14 protein-coding genes are annotated in these 14,744 nt (G+C 58.1%); 5 read left to right on the top strand and 9 right to left on the bottom strand.

What is annotated here, in order from left to right; all coding sequences use genetic code 11:
- Positions 1-73 precede the first annotated feature (73 nt).
- Positions 74-1,723 (top strand): hypothetical protein, encoded by a 1,650-nt coding sequence (locus G6M89_RS01635; protein ID WP_165160057.1) that lies wholly within the window; start codon positions 74-76, stop codon positions 1,721-1,723.
- A gap of 2 nt (positions 1,724-1,725) precedes the next feature.
- On the opposite strand, the gene G6M89_RS01630 is transcribed toward G6M89_RS01635, so the two are convergent.
- Positions 1,726-2,538 (bottom strand): ion transporter, encoded by an 813-nt coding sequence (locus G6M89_RS01630; RefSeq protein ID WP_165160056.1) that lies wholly within the window; start codon positions 2,536-2,538, stop codon positions 1,726-1,728.
- Positions 2,539-2,970: 432 nt separating this feature from the next.
- Positions 2,971-3,696: a hypothetical protein gene (locus G6M89_RS01625; RefSeq protein WP_165160055.1), complete on the bottom strand. Its 726-nt coding sequence runs from the start codon at positions 3,694-3,696 to the stop codon at positions 2,971-2,973.
- Positions 3,697-3,961: 265 nt separating this feature from the next.
- Between G6M89_RS01625 and G6M89_RS01620 the strand changes: the two genes are divergently transcribed.
- Complete coding sequence (locus tag G6M89_RS01620; protein WP_343162612.1) at positions 3,962-4,714, top strand: CatB-related O-acetyltransferase; 753 nt, start codon at positions 3,962-3,964, stop codon at positions 4,712-4,714.
- 20 nt (positions 4,715-4,734) lie between these two features.
- On the opposite strand, the gene G6M89_RS01615 is transcribed toward G6M89_RS01620, so the two are convergent.
- From G6M89_RS01615 to G6M89_RS01605, 3 genes are read right to left on the bottom strand one after another with little or no spacing between them, the layout of a single operon-like run.
- A complete protein-coding gene (locus G6M89_RS01615; protein ID WP_165160054.1) occupies positions 4,735-5,439 on the bottom strand; it encodes an energy-coupling factor transporter transmembrane protein EcfT in 705 nt (234 codons plus the stop codon).
- Positions 5,433-6,152, bottom strand: coding sequence for an energy-coupling factor ABC transporter ATP-binding protein (locus G6M89_RS01610; RefSeq protein WP_165160053.1), 720 nt, complete (start codon positions 6,150-6,152; stop codon positions 5,433-5,435). Before G6M89_RS01610 ends, G6M89_RS01615 begins: the two co-directional genes overlap by 7 nt.
- The gene (locus tag G6M89_RS01605; RefSeq protein WP_165160052.1) at positions 6,149-6,739 is read right to left on the bottom strand and encodes a biotin transporter BioY; all 591 of its coding nucleotides are present in this window, start codon (positions 6,737-6,739) and stop codon (positions 6,149-6,151) included. The genes G6M89_RS01610 and G6M89_RS01605 overlap by 4 nt, the downstream gene beginning before the upstream one ends.
- A 495-nt stretch (positions 6,740-7,234) precedes the next feature.
- Here G6M89_RS01605 and G6M89_RS01600 point away from each other — a divergent pair, with 495 nt between their 5' ends.
- On the top strand, positions 7,235-11,515 hold the full coding sequence (locus tag G6M89_RS01600) for a hypothetical protein (protein ID WP_165160051.1): 4,281 nt from the start codon (positions 7,235-7,237) through the stop codon (positions 11,513-11,515).
- An 89-nt stretch (positions 11,516-11,604) separates the two neighbouring features.
- On the opposite strand, the gene G6M89_RS01595 is transcribed toward G6M89_RS01600, so the two are convergent.
- Complete coding sequence (locus tag G6M89_RS01595) at positions 11,605-11,895, bottom strand: hypothetical protein (RefSeq protein ID WP_165160050.1); 291 nt, start codon at positions 11,893-11,895, stop codon at positions 11,605-11,607.
- A 144-nt stretch (positions 11,896-12,039) separates the two neighbouring features.
- Here G6M89_RS01595 and G6M89_RS01590 point away from each other — a divergent pair, with 144 nt between their 5' ends.
- Positions 12,040-12,183 (top strand): hypothetical protein, encoded by a 144-nt coding sequence (locus G6M89_RS01590; protein WP_165160049.1) that lies wholly within the window; start codon positions 12,040-12,042, stop codon positions 12,181-12,183.
- Between the two features lie 2 nt (positions 12,184-12,185).
- Here G6M89_RS01590 and G6M89_RS01585 read toward each other — a convergent pair whose 3' ends face one another.
- Positions 12,186-12,668 carry a DUF5799 family protein gene (locus G6M89_RS01585; protein WP_165160048.1) on the bottom strand — a complete coding sequence of 161 codons (483 nt, stop codon included), beginning with the start codon at positions 12,666-12,668 and terminating at the stop codon, positions 12,186-12,188.
- A 102-nt stretch (positions 12,669-12,770) separates the two neighbouring features.
- Here G6M89_RS01585 and G6M89_RS01580 point away from each other — a divergent pair, with 102 nt between their 5' ends.
- Positions 12,771-13,430, top strand: a complete 660-nt coding sequence (locus G6M89_RS01580) for a hypothetical protein (protein ID WP_165160047.1) — start codon at positions 12,771-12,773, stop codon at positions 13,428-13,430.
- Positions 13,431-13,434: 4 nt separating this feature from the next.
- Here the strand turns inward: G6M89_RS01580 and G6M89_RS01575 are convergent, their stop codons facing one another.
- Both G6M89_RS01575 and G6M89_RS01570 read right to left on the bottom strand, forming a co-directional pair.
- Positions 13,435-13,953, bottom strand: coding sequence for a gamma carbonic anhydrase family protein (locus G6M89_RS01575; protein ID WP_165160046.1), 519 nt, complete (start codon positions 13,951-13,953; stop codon positions 13,435-13,437).
- A gap of 294 nt (positions 13,954-14,247) precedes the next feature.
- Positions 14,248-14,643, bottom strand: coding sequence for an OsmC family protein (locus G6M89_RS01570; RefSeq protein WP_165160045.1), 396 nt, complete (start codon positions 14,641-14,643; stop codon positions 14,248-14,250).
- Between the last annotated feature and the right edge of the window lie 101 nt (positions 14,644-14,744).

Raw genomic sequence — 14,744 nt, 5'->3', positions numbered from 1 at the left:
CAATTCAGTAGACTAAGCAATCAAATAGACAATAAGTTATATCTGTGTGTATGTCCCTGATTGTCTTATTCATATGAAATTACGTGATTTGATTGATACTCAATGGAATAGTTATGAGCGAAAACGGTTTCTCAAGGATAGGACTAAGGAAAAAACCGAATCGTTTGATCCAGAATCGTTCAAACACGACGGTTTCGATAACCGCGAGCGATATTTCGAGACATATGTTCCAGCATTAGCGGAGGACACGCGATTGGATGCTGAACTCAATAATTTTACACCACCACGACTCGACTCAGTCAACGACTCTTCTTATCAGGCCTTGGTGATTCGATATGGGATTCTCCGCACACTAATTCAACAACTGGATTTTAACATGGAAAAGGAGATTCTACTTGAGAGTGTCCAATCTTGGCAGCAGGACCTCATCAATGACTATAGTGAGGACGATTTTGATGATAGTGATGAACTGCTCCACCTTGCGAAGGCAGCAGTTGACTATGGCTCAGATGTGTACGATTCCGAACTCCATATGGTCTATAGTTACTTCGAACTCCACAACAGGGCCAAGGAAAAGAAACACGAATACTATACTTGGTTTGATTTCTTTAAACGACTTTCAGCAATTGGACGGTTCCCAAAAGTTTCTCGCTCGGAGAAGCCTGAGCATGCGTTAGATACGATTGAGAAGGGCCTATGGTCGTTGCAAGAACAGGCCATCATCTATGAAGTCAACACCGAGGATACAAACGAATTAGTTGGCATTCCTGAGGACTATATCGACTATATCCGGGACTGGCTCTATTATGAGATGTCTGAGGAGAATTATCTACAGATGCTCGAGACACTGGAACCATTCGACAAACAGAAAACGCTTGTAGATGCTCGGAACACGTTCGGTGTCGAGACAGGAACCAAAGGCCGCAACGATAAGCGCCGCGAGAGTCTCGTCAAGGCTGGCATTTTTCCGAGTCAGTTGCTCGCAGAGGGACTAACTAAAAAGGAATTGAAAGGAATCGTTGACGAGTATAGTCTGGACGCTCACAAGCAAAAAACCGACGAGATGATTGAAGCGACCATCGAGTATTTCGAGCAATCACAAAAACAGATCACAACCGATGATGAGGAAGCTGCTGCAGAACTCTTCTTGAAGTGTTATGAGGATATCTCAGATGGAAATGTCGAGAGAATCCCACCACAGCTACAGCAGGTCGTTGACGAAGATGATCCATCTAGAAAGATGGATATGCTATTTGAACAGGCAACGAGTGAGATTTTCAAAGAGATATTCAATGTCGATGGAACAGAACTTCTGGGCCAGAAGGCGAGTGGGATTGTTGCAGATGGAGAGATTGAACAGGATGGGAAATGGCTCTTATGGGACAACAAGCGGCGTATCAACAAGTTCAAACTAGGGAGCAATACACAAAGTAAGATCAAGAACTATATCGATACAAAAAGCCAACAACATCAGGTCGAATGGTTCCTTATCATTGCACCTGATTTCACGGACAACGCAAAGCAGAACGCAAAGAAACTCGAAATGCAAGTCGGTGGTATCGATATTCGTCTAGTAAAGGCAAGTGATCTCAAACAATTTGCAGAATATTGGATTGAGACATATGCCGAAGAAGGATATGAGCTTCCATTATCGGTGTTCTATGGCTCCGAGGTATTAGAACCAGAGATTGCAAAAGAAGCTCTCAAGCGAGAGTTTTCATAACTCTACTCGATCTTCTCTCCACAATGGGGGCAGTAGTCGGCGGATTTCTCATCATTTTCAGCTTGTTCAATAAACCCGGAGGCAAGGATTGATGCAGGGAGTGCAAAGAGACCGATACCCAACATTGCAACAACTGCACCAACGAACTGTCCTAGTGGAGTGATCGGATGAACGTCACCGTAGCCAACTGTCGTCAGTGTTGCAACACCCCACCAGAACGCCTGCGGAATCGACGAAAAAGCCTCTGGTTGGTGGGGGTTTTCGATGTAATACATTGCACTCGAGGCAATGACTAACAGTAGTAAATTCGCTGAGAATGCCAGTATAAGCTTCTCTTTTTTCTCTTCGATAACCAACCCAAACGATTGCATCGCTGTTGAGTACCGGGCGAGCTTCAACAGTCGAAAGAGACGAATAAGCCGGAGGGCTCGGAGGAACCGTAGATCTGCTTGTACTCCTACTACTGTCAAATAGAAGGGGATGATTGCCAGAAAGTCTACGATTAGCAGTGGGCGCGACGCAAACTCGAGTCGCCCAGTGATTGGCCCCTCGTAGGCAGGGTTATCGACAGCTGACCAGACGCGACCAAGATACTCGATGGTAAAGACAGCCACCGAGAACAACTCGAAATAGTAGAACGCCCCGCTGTAAGCGATAGCCAACGCATCAACCGTTTCAAGAATGACCATCGCTACATTCACGGCGATCAGTGTCATGATAAACCAGTCCGTGTAGTACCCAAGTTTCCCACCGAGATCTGGTTCGAAAAGCTCCCAAGTCCATCGGCGAGTTGCCGAGTAACGCCCCACGCTCATGTGGCAAACATTCAATTAAGGCTATATGATTGTTCTGAGGTTGGTTGACTGGTCTGACCTACCACTATTGAGCTACCCACTAGACGTATCCTCAGGTCTTTTCATGGATTGAATTTGATGAATCAGCCGGCAGTGAATTACTGACCCTCTTTAATGAACTCGGGATCAGCGGTTTCGATGTAGATGTCTCTCGAGTGAGACGCACAAGACGCGGAAGTAATCGTGGCGAGGAGTGAACGATAACCGAGTCGGTGTCTGGCTGAGGACACAGTACGGCTGTGCTCACTCGCCATATGAGTATTATTTCTATCCCGAGTTAAATTTACCGGAGACTATCTGTTGTGTGGAACAATGGTTTGACCTCATCGTTTCGTGACCGATCCCTGTCCGTAACGCCACGAGTGCCTCGAGGGTGGGTTTCGACTCTCGTGGTCACACTGTTGGGTCGGCGTGGGCCGTGTGCCAGTCTTTACACGCCTGTTCGAGTCGCGTCTCGAGTTGTCGCTCGGGGTCGCTCGCATCGAGGTCGATTTCGAACGTGCGCTCGTGTTCCTCGAGTTTGTCGGCGTCGGTGTCCAGCGTTCCGGCGTCGTCGCTCGTTTCCAAAAGCCGGTCAGTAACTACTGCAACCGCACTGTGTGGGGTTGTGGGGTCGTCGTATGTGATTTCGAACGTGCGTTCGACGGTGAGTTCCTGGTCTGCGTGCTGGTACAGATAGGAGCCCGAAAATTCCAGGTCGTGAGCTGCGGTTTCGCTGACGTTGCTCTGAGTGAACGTGATCGAATCGGGACTGGTCGTGTCAGTCTCTGTGTCCCCGTTGTCACTCTGTAACTGCTCGCGGCCGAACGACGACAGCGAGTCCCACTCGAGTCGGTCACCGAAGTCCTCGAGTACCTCGCCGAGCGTGTCGGTTGGCTCGAGGTTACGTTCGGTGTCGTCGCGGCTGACGAACCGCTGCTCTTCTTCTTCGACGTCGGCCTGAAAGATGGTCTCGTTCCGGTTGTCGTAGAAGAGTGCCGTCGATTTTTGCTCCTCGTCGGGGTTCATGATGCCGATGTAGGTCGGCTCTCGGTCAGGGGCCTCGTAGTCATCGAGTGGCCACTCATCGTGGACGAGGCTCTCACTGTCGTCGTCTCCTGCTGATGGATCGTAACTCATTGTATGCCCACTCGTTCCCTCCACGGTGCGCAGTTAATTTTATGGCCCGGATACAGCATGCGACGCGTCATCAGGGACACCGACGAACTGCGTGCGTGTCAGAGACGGGCGACCACGCGAGCAGTGTCTCCGTGTAAGAAGATGCTATCCGAATCTGCACCCGCTGGCTGTGTCGTATGGAGTGCCTGTAATCAGTCATATTAGCCGAGTGTACGCCTCAATTCAGTGAAGTATATACTGTGGGCTGTTGGGACGTTAGCTAGCTGTGACCCTCGAGACCCTCATGAACCGAGTACTTTCAGTGCTTGGCTACCCGAGCGCAATCCACGGCGTACTCAACCGGCACACCGATTCGCTCGAGTTAGCAGTGGCCTCGTCTGCACGACTCTCGAGAGGGTGTCTCTTGCGGGGAACGATTGAGCTTGGCCCGCGAACGCGGTTGAGCCGCGGCTGTGTACTCAGTGGCGACGTCCGCGTTGGCCGAGGCACGAATCTTGAGCCGAACTGCGATCTGATCGGGGACGTCTCGCTCGGGAACTACTGTGCGATTGCTCGAGATTGCATTTTTCAGGAACCAAATCACAAGCTCGACCAACCATCGTTGCAGATTCGGCTGTACGACGAGGTTCTCGACAGCGGGCTCGATGTCACTTCGAACGGCCCGATTTCAGTCGGGAACGATGTCTGGATCGGCGCGCGTGCGGTTGTTCTTTCGGGTGTCACAATCGGCGATGGAGCAGTGATCGGCGCCGGCTCAATCGTGACTGACGATGTCGAGCCGTATGCCGTCGTCGCCGGTGTTCCGGCCGAACGCATCAAGTGGCGATTCCCCGAATCGGTCAGGGAACGACTGCTCGACCTCGAGTGGTGGGAGTGGGACGAAGATCGGATTCGAGCGAACCAGCCGTTTTTCGAGCAGGAACTCGAGGACGCTGACGACGTCCCACCCCCTGCTGGACTCGAGGCACTACCTGAAAGCGACTCGGACAGTGATCGCGTGCCGTTTTCGTCGGTGTAGGGTCCTGCGACGATCTGATCTCACAGAAATGCTGTCAGCCCAAGCGCCAGCGCGAAGCCGAGCACGACCCAGTCACGCCTCGAGAACGCAAGTGGCGGGAGCGTCGGATTCCACGCGAAACATCGCGCTTGCAGGGCGAGCGAGAGTCGATCTGCACGTTCGAACGCTCGCGCAAGGCTGCGAATGCCGAGCGTACTGACTCGATCAACTGCGCGGCGTTCGCCGCCGAGTCGGGCAGCCATCGCGTCGCGAATGGTCTGGATATCGCGCTGGATCACCGGCAGGAACCGGAAGACGAGCGCGATGCCGATGCCGAGCAGTTGGCCCGGCTTGCCCGGGATCGTCCGTTGAATCGCCGCTCTCGAGTCTCGGATCGGGGTCGACCGGACGTACGCCGCACTCACAAGCAAGATGAGCAACACGCGGTAACTGGCTTGCAGGGAGGTCTGCCCGTCGGCCCAATCGATCCAGGGTGGCCCAATCGTGAGCGCGGCGATCAGTGGCGCAATGGCGAGGATCACGAGGGCGAACCGGTAGGCGACGAGCGTCCGGAGCAGGGACACGCGCGCGCTGTACAGGATACCGGCCGTCAGAACCGAGAGGATTGCCAGTGCCGGGATCGTGGTATGTGCCAGTGCGGTCCCAGCGAACCCGATCTGGACCGCGAGTTTCGCGCGCGGATCGAGTCGATGAGCCAGCGTGTCGTCGGGTTCGTAGGTTAGCATCGTTCGCGGGTGGTCTCCGGAATCCGGACCGAGAGCGACTCGAGGGCGGGAAGCGCCTGCGCTGGCGCATCATCTACGACGACCCGCCCGTCTTGCATAGCGACGACACGATCCGCAAGCGAGAGTACGTCGCGCAGGTCATGAGTCGCGACCACGACACCGGTTCCTCCAGCCGAGAGCGACTCGAGGCGCTCGAGGACGGAGCGACGGGCGGGTTCATCGAGTCCGGTGAAGGGTTCATCGAGGACGAGGTGACTCGGTTCCATCGCGAGCGCGCCGGCGATGGCGACGCGAGACTGCTCGCCGCCCGAGAGCGCGTCGATGCGCTCGTCATTACGGCCTCCCAGATTGACGGCCTCGAGTGCGTTCGTGACTCGCCGGTCGATTTCTGCACGCTCGAGGCCGAGGTTTTCGGGGCCGAAGGCGACATCGGCACCGACGGTCGCGGCGACGAACTGATCGCGCGGGTGTTGAAACACCATGCCGACGCTCGAGCGGGCTGCAACCACGTTGTCGGCGACCGGCGTATTGTCGACGACGACGGTTCCCGAATCGGGCTCGAGGAGGCCGTTACAGTGGCGCAACAGGGTTGTCTTCCCGCTACCGTTTGCGCCCGCGAGGACGACGAACTCGCCGTTGCCCAGCGTTAGCGAAACCTCCTCGAGGACGGGGACGTCGCCGAACGCGTATGAGACGCCGCGAAAGTCGATCATCTGGACTCGTGGGTTCCAACTGCAAGCTGGCCGCTTTTGACGATAAGGATTGCGGCGACCAGTTTGAGGAAATCACCGGGGAGAAAGAACACCATGCCGGTGAGAAGCGCCTCCCAGAGGTCGAGATGAAGCAGCCACATCATGTGGCCGACACCCATGCCGTAGATAACGATCAGTCCGGCGAGAAGCGCGACAACGACGACCGCGAGGGACTGTTCGGCGGGATCACGAAGCTCAGTTCCGCGGTGGACGAACAAGCCGATGAGGCCCGCAGCGATGGGGTACGACCAGAGGTAGCCGGCCGTCTCGCCGACGAGGACGCCAAAGCCGGATTCCATCCCGGCGAAGACGGGCACGCCGACTGCGCCCGCGGTGAGATAGAGCACCATCGAAAAACTGCCCCACAGTGGCCCGAGCACGAGCCCAGCTAGGAAGACAAACAGTACTTGCAGCGTGATCGGTGCCGGTCCAATCGGAATCGCGACGGGCGCAGATGCGCCGATGAGGACGGCAAGCAGCGCTGCGCGTGCAAACGACCGGACGACATCGCCGTCGACGAGGTCGACCGACTGCTGTTCAGTTGCCATGCCAGTGGCTCGCTCGTAAACAGCCATCAAAACTTCGGTTTACGAAAACGGCTGTCGGAGAACGCTCGCTGTGTCGATGGCTTGCAGGTTCAAGGCAACAAGTGACCGACGAAACACCGCGCTTCCTCTCAGTTTGCCGGCTACTCGAGGCAATTCATGACAGACGTGAAATCACACTCGAGGAGGCGGTGAGCGGCTGAATAAGTCAATTTTTGCCCCTGAAACGGTGAGTAATCAGGGATTGTATCCGCTGCCTAACCGAAACGACCGGCGTGTTTATGCATCGATTCGGTCGGGTGCTCGGAAACGAATGCAATCCGGTAGTGCAACTGCTGACGACCGATGGTATTGCAACGCGGGGGCGAGACAGCGGTGCTGGGGCGCGATGTGGCGCGTTTCGGTCCGGCGGGGAGACCACCGCGCGCGAGACGGCCGGCCTCGATCAGGACGCAACCGCCAGCGGACAGCCCGGATGGGACCCAGTGAGCGTGCGCTATGAGGTGGCAACAGGGGGCACTCGGTGTCGTTCTGGTTGCTGCACTGATGGTCACGAGCGTCGTGGCACTCCCACTGCTTGGTGGCGGGATGGGCCCGTTCGCGGACGGAACTGTCGACGGCGACGAGACGACAGATGACGACAACGTGCTGACGGACGTCGAGGCACAGCAGGACGACGAGGATGCCGGCAACGAGAGCGACGACCAATCGACCCCTGTGACGACTAGCCAGGGTGACGTCGACATCGTGGCACTCGAGTCGCCAATCGGATTGGACGGCGCAGATGTGGAGGCGGATGCGGACGCCGACGCAACCGAAACCGATGAAGCTGCCACGCAGGACGAGCCTGACGCGCCTGATGCCGTCGAAGCCGGTGTCGAGGAGGGTGTCGAACTCGCCCAGGCACAGGGCGTCGAGGTAACACAGGAACAACAAGCAGCGGCACTCGAGGCGGCAAGCGCGGCAGCGAGCCAGCATCAAGAGGCTGACACCGAGCAGGTACAGGAGGCGACGAAAGGGGCGGTTCACGGCTCGATGATGCAAGAGCAGGAGGTGAACGCGACACAAGTCCAGTACGCAGTCGGTGGCGCAACTGACGGTGCACTGGCCCAGCATCAGACGGTCAACGCAACCCAGATGCAGAGTGCCACTTGGGGCGCGACCCACGGCGCGCTCGCGCAAGAACAGCGCGTGACTGTCGAGCAGATTCAGGTTGCAACCTACGGCGCGGCCGCGGGTGCGGCGAGCGAGGCCGGCGAGAAAGACATCGACCGCACGCCGAAGATTCAGGAAGCCGCACAAGGTGCAGCGTACGGCGTCCTCGAGCAGTATCAGAAAATAACTGTTGAGCAGCGCCAGCAGGTCACACTCGAGCACGTCCAGCACGCGGCGGCAGGAGCTGCAGCGGGTGCGCTCGAGGGCAGCACTGAGGCGGTGTTCGAACAGGAGCAGGATATCGAGGTTGAACAGCACCAGCGCGTCGATATCAAGCAGATCCAGAAGGCAGCAACGGGTGCGGCGAAGGGCGCACTCGAGCAGCGCCAGGAAGTGAGTGTCGAGCAGACCCAGTCCGCAGCGCGCGGGGCGAGTAAAGGCTCGCTGGCGCAGGTCCAGTCGGTGACGATCGAGCAGGTCCAGCGCATTTCGATCACCCAGATTCAGGAGGCGACCTTCGGTGCGGCGAAGGGGTCCATCCAGCAGAGCCAGGACGCGAGCGTCGAGCAGATTCAGGCCGCTGCTGATGGTGGTGCGCAGGGTGCGTTAGTCCAGCACCAGGAGGTTTCGGTCACGCAGATACAGTACGCGGCACTTGGCTCCTCGAAAGGAGCAATCGAATCGGCAGTGCAACAGCAGGTCGTCGAAGTCGAGCAGATTCAGGCCGCTGCATTCGGCGCTGGTCAGGGTGCAGTCACCCAGACGCAGGTCGTCGACATCACACAGATCCAGACGCTCGCCCACGGTGCCTCGAGCGGGGCGCTCATCCAGCACCAGGAGGCGTCAGTCACGCAGATCCAGACGGCGGCCCAGGCCGCCTGCGAGGAGACTGCTCGTGCGATCCAGTACCAGCAGATCAGCATCACGCAGCTGCAGATCCTCACCCAAGATACGGCAGCCGATGCAACGGCGTACGCCGTCGGCGAGGACACTGACGACGTTACGCAGATCATCCAACACGTCCAAATCGAGATCAGCCAGCAGATCGAAGAAATCGACGAACTCGAGGGAACGGCCTCGATTTCGTTCACTGATCAGGAGTCCGATGGTGAGAGTGTCGTCGTCGACAACGTCGACCTCTCGGAGGGCGGCTTTGTCGCGGTCTACGATGGAGTTGCAACCGATGTGGACCCTGACGCGGTCATCGGCGTCTCCGACTACCTCGAGAGCGGCGACCACGAAGACCTCGAGATAGAACTGGATGAACCACTCGAGGAGAGCCAGCCGCTTGTCGCGGTCGTCCATCACAACACGACCGACGATCAGACGTTCCAGTACGTCGAGAGCGACGGCGCAGACGACGAGCCATACGTCACCGCAAGCGGTGGCCCGGTTCTCGACGGCGCGTTCGTGACGATTGCGGACGAGGAAGAGCCAGATCCTGAGCCGGACCCAGACCCGGAGGCAACGCTCTCGGTGAGCGACCAGACCGGTGACGGCGAGACGCTCCTCGTCGACGAGGCGAACGCGAGCGAATCCTACACCGTCGCGGCCGAGTACGACGGCGAGCGCGTCGACAGCGAGACGTTCGACGCAGACGAATCAGTGAGCGATCTCGAGGTTGACCTCGAGCCAGCACTCGAGGACGAGACGACAATCAACGTGTCCGTACGCGCCAGCGACGACGACGAGACACTGGCGAGTGAGACGATTACGTACACGCTCGAGGATGTTACCGATCCCGACGATCCTGAAGACCCAGATGACGATGCGGAACTCAATGTGACCGACCAGACCGGTGACGGACAGACGTTGACAGTCCAAGAATCCAACGCCTCGGTCGAGTACGTGCTGACGGCGACGGCTGACGAGACGGAACTGGTCGAGACCGAGCCGTTCGCGCCCGATACCGGACTCGATAACGAAACGGTCGACCTCGACCAGCCACTCACGGACAACGCGACGGTCGATGTCGCCCTCGAGTCGACGGACGAGGGTGAGACGCTGGCTGCGGAGTCGCTCGAGTACACGGTCGATCCGACGTTCATGGTCGAGTTCATTGACTGCACGCGAGCCGAAGTCTCCGGTAACTTCGAGGACGGCGACCAGATCGCCGCTAGCACCGGATTCTACGACTCTGCAGGCTTCGGTAACACGATCATCGAGGACTTCGTCACAGTCGGTGACGACATCGAAGCGCCGTTTATCGGAACAGTCGTCTTCGACATCGACGCGGACGACGGCGTGACAGAAACTGGCGACGACGAAGTGACCGTCGGCGTCAACGACTACGGCGACTTCGGCACTGCGATCACGGGCATCAGTTCGGACGAAGCGATCCCGTTTGCTGGTATCGACCACCCACACCCGGATTCTGAGACCTGTCTCGAGGAGATCCGGCCAGAACAGCCCGACATTGGCGTCGAAGAAACCGAGCCACTCGAGGATGACGACGGCATTGAGGTCACGTTCGGCTACGACAACCCGAACGACGCGATGCTCGCGGTCATCAGTGAGTACGTCGAGGGCACGACCGAAGACGACCCAGTCGGCGAACTCGAGCCCGGTGAACACGAGTTCATGGCCCTCTGGACGCCCGAAAGCGACGATGAGCGACTCGTCTGGGAAGTAGATATGTCGACCCACGACTACGATGAGGTGCTTACCGCTGAAACCGAGCCAGCGGGCGAGATCGACCCCGACGACCCCGCTAACTACAGCGTCTCGATCACCGAGACGAACTCGCCCGTCGAGCAGGGTGAGCCACTCGAGGTCGATGCCGACATCGAGAACGTCGGTGACGACGCCGGCGAGCAGAACGTGACGCTCTCGCTCGCCGAACTCGACCTCGAAGTGGACTCACAGACGGTCGAACTTGAGGGCGACGAGACTGAGTCGGTGACGCTGACCGCTGACACTGACGAGATCGAGCCAGACGAGTACACCGCAGTCGTCGCGAGCGAAGACGACAGCGACGAGGTGCCGGTGACGATCGAGGAAGCCGGTGAGGCTGCCGAGTTCACGGTTGGACCGGTGTTCGCTGACCCAGTCGCTTCCGTCGGCGACGAGGTCACTGTCCAGGCAGACATCACGAACGTCGGTGACCTCGAGGGCACCCAGACCGTCACCTACAGCGTCGACGGCGATCTCGTCGATGAGACGGAACTGGAACTCGAGGGCGGCGAGACTGAGACAGTCGAGTTCACCTCTGAAGCGATAGAAGGTGAGTCTGAACACGAGATTGCGACCGAAGACGACGCTGGTACGGCGACGGTCGAAGGCCTTGCCGACCCAGATGTACCGGAGTTCGAGGATGATGAAGAAACTGCGGAACCGGATGACGATACGACGGCGGACGATGAACCACCAGTGACTGACGAGGACGAACAGGACGACGACACTGAGCAGGGCGACACCGAGACCGATCCGGGCGCAACGAACGGTGGGGAAGAAGAGACGCCACCTGCGGACGACGGCCCGCCCGCAGATGACGACGCTGACGACGCGGACGGCGATGCTGACACTGCCGGTTCGGACGAGACCGACGAGCAGGCAGGTGAGGGGGCAGAGACCACCGACGAACCTGCAGGTGACGAAAACGAGACGGTAGCGGCGCTTATGTAGCCGCAGTCACCGTTGAAACGGTGGATCAATTTCTGGTCAAAATCAGTGGACCGCTTATGCGTTCAGCAGGCAGCGATGCCTAAAACGGATTAGTGCTGGTGGCCGGTTGCTTCGCCGAAGGTCACGCCGAACCGTTCTTCGAACAGGTCCATGATGCGTGCTTCCTGTTCCTCGAGGTCCTCGTCGGCGTCGTGGCCGTGGTGAACGATGTGGTGGGCACGGCTGGCGAACGATAGAAGTGTGAGGTCGCCGACAGTTTCGGCAGCGGTCTGGTCACCTTCGGCAACGAGGTCGACGAGGCCGGCCGGGATGGTCACGTCGTCAGTCGTCTCGTCGTCGGCTTCAATCGAGAACGTAATCGTCTCTACGTCGTCGGACATATCCGTATGGTCGGGAAGCGTCCGTAAAGATGCTGTGGCTTTCGACGGATACCCTGAAACTCGACTCAGACTGAGTTTCAGCGCCTGTTAGTCTGGTTTTCCCACGACGTTTTTGCTGCTCGCCGTCCAATGTCAACTCGAGCCATGCCACAGATTGAACTCGAGGAAGAGACGGTTGAACGGTTAGACGGCCTCCGAATTGAGGATGAATCGTACGACGAACTGGTGACCGAACTGATCAATATCTACGAGACGAGCGAGTTGACGCTCTTTCACGCGGGTGACTGAGATCAGCGTTCGTCGCTGGTCTCACTCGCGGCGGCCTCACAGATCGAGTCCCACTGGCCGTTCGACTCAATCTGTGTTTGTAGCTCGTCGGCGTATTCTGTTGTGAGCTGTTCAGCCGCATCACGTTTGGCGTCGTCGACGCCACTGCCGCCACCACCCAGCCCGAGTGCACCCTTGATCGAGTCAACGAGGCCGCCCGAGGAGCCGGAACCGGACCCTGCGCCGCCAGCACCACCGCCACCCATCGCGCCCATCCCTGACTCGATGTTCTCGAGTTCGGGCATGATCTGATCCACCTTGTCCGTGTTCGCAACCATTCGGGCGTTCTCGGGATCGTCGGGGTTCTCTATCTCGAGTTCCGTCGCCGTCATCACCAGACTCCACTGCTGACTCGAGAGCTCCGACTGGGCGATCCGTGAGGAAAACTCCTGGTCGACGCTCATTCGTGCACCGACGATCCGGTCCGTCCAGTTGCTGTCGCTCATACTCCCGGATTCGGACGGTGTGTGTATCAGCGTTTCCCTCCCCGACGCCACTGGCGGTTCTGACGTGAGAAAACATATATGTCAGCACAGTATGCACGTTGTATGAACAGACGTGCGGTTCTCGCATCGGTCAGCGCGGCCACAGCGAGTGCGGTTGCGGGGTGTTCGACGCCGACAGCTCGCGATGACGTAACCGAATATGACGAATGCGAACTGTCCATTATTCTTGGCGGCAATCTCCCCGGCCCCGTTGCTTCGGAAGTCGAGACCGCTCTCGAGGACGGCCAGTACCAAACGGATGGCGACCTCAGACTGCAAGAGGTGATGGGGCCAGACACAACCTACATCCACGTGTCCGGGCAGTACTTCGAACCCCACATCGACACGGATGGCGAGACGACCACGCTCGTCCTCGGGGAATCCATCCCGAGACAGGATGAAGGCGACCTTCCACTCAGAAATCGAACCGGCGAGGCTATCGACGCTGCGATCAGGGTCACGTACCAGCCACCTGGCGACGACGACACGGAGACGATTCGTGACGACCGCCTCGAGCTACCCGTCGGCGAGAGCGAAACCATTCCTGATTCGTGGCAGCAGTACGGTCGCTACACGCTTGAGATCGATTTCGGCGACTTCGACTCACTCGAGGAATCGTGGTCGATTAATCTGGGAACAACGTTCCGTGGGCTGACACTCGAGTCGACGTCTCAACTGCAACCCGATATGAATGTTGCCGATGTCGGCCATTGCCACTGGTGACGGACTACGGGTTCTCGTCGCCGCCAGCAAGTCGCTCGCTTGTTTCTGCGTGTCGAGTCGCTAATTCCACGTAGCGATCAGCCGTTGCCTCGAGATGGGGGTCCTCGAGCGTCGTTTTCACCTCGGCTGGTGCGCCCGCGACGAGTGTTTCGGGTGGGATCGTCATCCCCTCGGTGACGACGCTGCCGGCGGCGACGACGGCTCTCTCGCCAACAGTTGCGCCGTCGAGTACGGTCGCGTTCATCCCAACTAACCCGCCTTCGCAAACCGTTGCATCGTGGACGAGTGCGCTGTGGCCGACCGTTGTTGCGGCCTCGAGTGTCGTTTGTTCGTGGAGAACGGCGTTGTCCTGCACATTCGCACGCTCGCCGATCACAATACGGCCGTGATCGCCTCGAATTGTCGCGTTGGGCCAGATACTCGCGTCGGATTCGACGATAACGTCGCCGATGACGACGGCGGTTTCATCGACGGTTGCAGAATCGGCGATCTGTGGCGACGTGCCCTCAAACGATCGTAACATACGTCGGGTTGTGTGCGATGGCCCAAAGAAGGTTCGCCCCGCTATATGACGGGTGGTTTCCGTACAGGTCGACGCCGGATGCCAATATGATTTGGCAGTATGGCTATTATCATCCCGGCTGATGATTCAAGTGCAGCGGACGATGGGGCCTCCCCCGGCCCGCGTTCCGCTGAGTGTCATCCCACCACCTCACCCACCCCACCTACTCGGTGTTGGGATTCCACCCACTTTCGTTTCTCTCTCTCTCTCTCTTCGCGCAGCCACTCCCAGTCACTGCACCGCAGTCCTGTACGATCAGAACGCGTCACCCTCGAGCGTCATCTCGGCGTGCAGATCGGCTTTGAGTGCATCGTGTACCTTACAGAGTTCGTTCGCCCGCTCGAGAATATCGGCTGCCTGCTCGTCGTCAACGGTCGCCTCGAGTCCGATCTCAAAGTGAATCGACTCGAGTTTGTCGTCATCATTGAGATCGCCAGTAACGTCGATTTCGATCCGCCCAACGTCATCAACACCGCGTTGTTTGCTCCCGACGCGGAGTGCGGGAACGTAACAGGAGCCATAGGCCGCGAGCAGGCTCTCGAGTGTATCGGGTGCGTCCTCGCCGTTGGCATCGATCGTCGTCTCGAACTCGCGGATGTCGTTTGTCGCGCTGTAGCCCTCCTCGGAGACTGTGGTGACCTGTTTCGCCATTGCACTCCGACCGTCCACAGCGAGACTCCTAAACGTTGTTCTCGCTCGCAGGACGGTCTGTCGAGCAAGAATTCGATTCTGAGGAAAACGAGGGATGAATG

Origin of the sequence: Natronolimnobius sp. AArcel1 (assembly GCF_011043775.1) — an archaeon.
GTDB lineage: Archaea > Halobacteriota > Halobacteria > Halobacteriales > Natrialbaceae > Natronolimnobius.
Note: the sequence above shows the minus strand (reverse complement) of the source record. Positions and strands in the feature narration are given on the sequence as shown.

Bases quoted from the DNA above. Each gene is read 5' to 3' on its own strand.
- G6M89_RS01610 (WP_165160053.1), bottom strand. From the start codon at position 6,152: ATGATCGACTTTCGCGGCGTCTCATACGCGTTCGGCGACGTCCCCGTC.
- G6M89_RS01585 (WP_165160048.1), bottom strand. From the start codon at position 12,668: ATGAGCGACAGCAACTGGACGGACCGGATCGTCGGTGCACGAATGAGC.
- G6M89_RS01595 (WP_165160050.1), bottom strand. From the start codon at position 11,895: ATGTCCGACGACGTAGAGACGATTACGTTCTCGATTGAAGCCGACGAC.
- G6M89_RS01575 (WP_165160046.1), bottom strand. From the start codon at position 13,953: ATGTTACGATCGTTTGAGGGCACGTCGCCACAGATCGCCGATTCTGCA.
- G6M89_RS01570 (WP_165160045.1), bottom strand. From the start codon at position 14,643: ATGGCGAAACAGGTCACCACAGTCTCCGAGGAGGGCTACAGCGCGACA.
- G6M89_RS01615 (WP_165160054.1), bottom strand. From the start codon at position 5,439: ATGCTAACCTACGAACCCGACGACACGCTGGCTCATCGACTCGATCCG.
- G6M89_RS01590 (WP_165160049.1), top strand. From the start codon at position 12,040: ATGCCACAGATTGAACTCGAGGAAGAGACGGTTGAACGGTTAGACGGC.
- G6M89_RS01605 (WP_165160052.1), bottom strand. From the start codon at position 6,739: ATGGCAACTGAACAGCAGTCGGTCGACCTCGTCGACGGCGATGTCGTC.
- G6M89_RS01635 (WP_165160057.1), top strand. From the start codon at position 74: ATGAAATTACGTGATTTGATTGATACTCAATGGAATAGTTATGAGCGA.
- G6M89_RS01625 (WP_165160055.1), bottom strand. From the start codon at position 3,696: ATGAGTTACGATCCATCAGCAGGAGACGACGACAGTGAGAGCCTCGTC.
- G6M89_RS01580 (WP_165160047.1), top strand. From the start codon at position 12,771: ATGAACAGACGTGCGGTTCTCGCATCGGTCAGCGCGGCCACAGCGAGT.
- G6M89_RS01600 (WP_165160051.1), top strand. From the start codon at position 7,235: ATGAGGTGGCAACAGGGGGCACTCGGTGTCGTTCTGGTTGCTGCACTG.
- G6M89_RS01630 (WP_165160056.1), bottom strand. From the start codon at position 2,538: ATGAGCGTGGGGCGTTACTCGGCAACTCGCCGATGGACTTGGGAGCTT.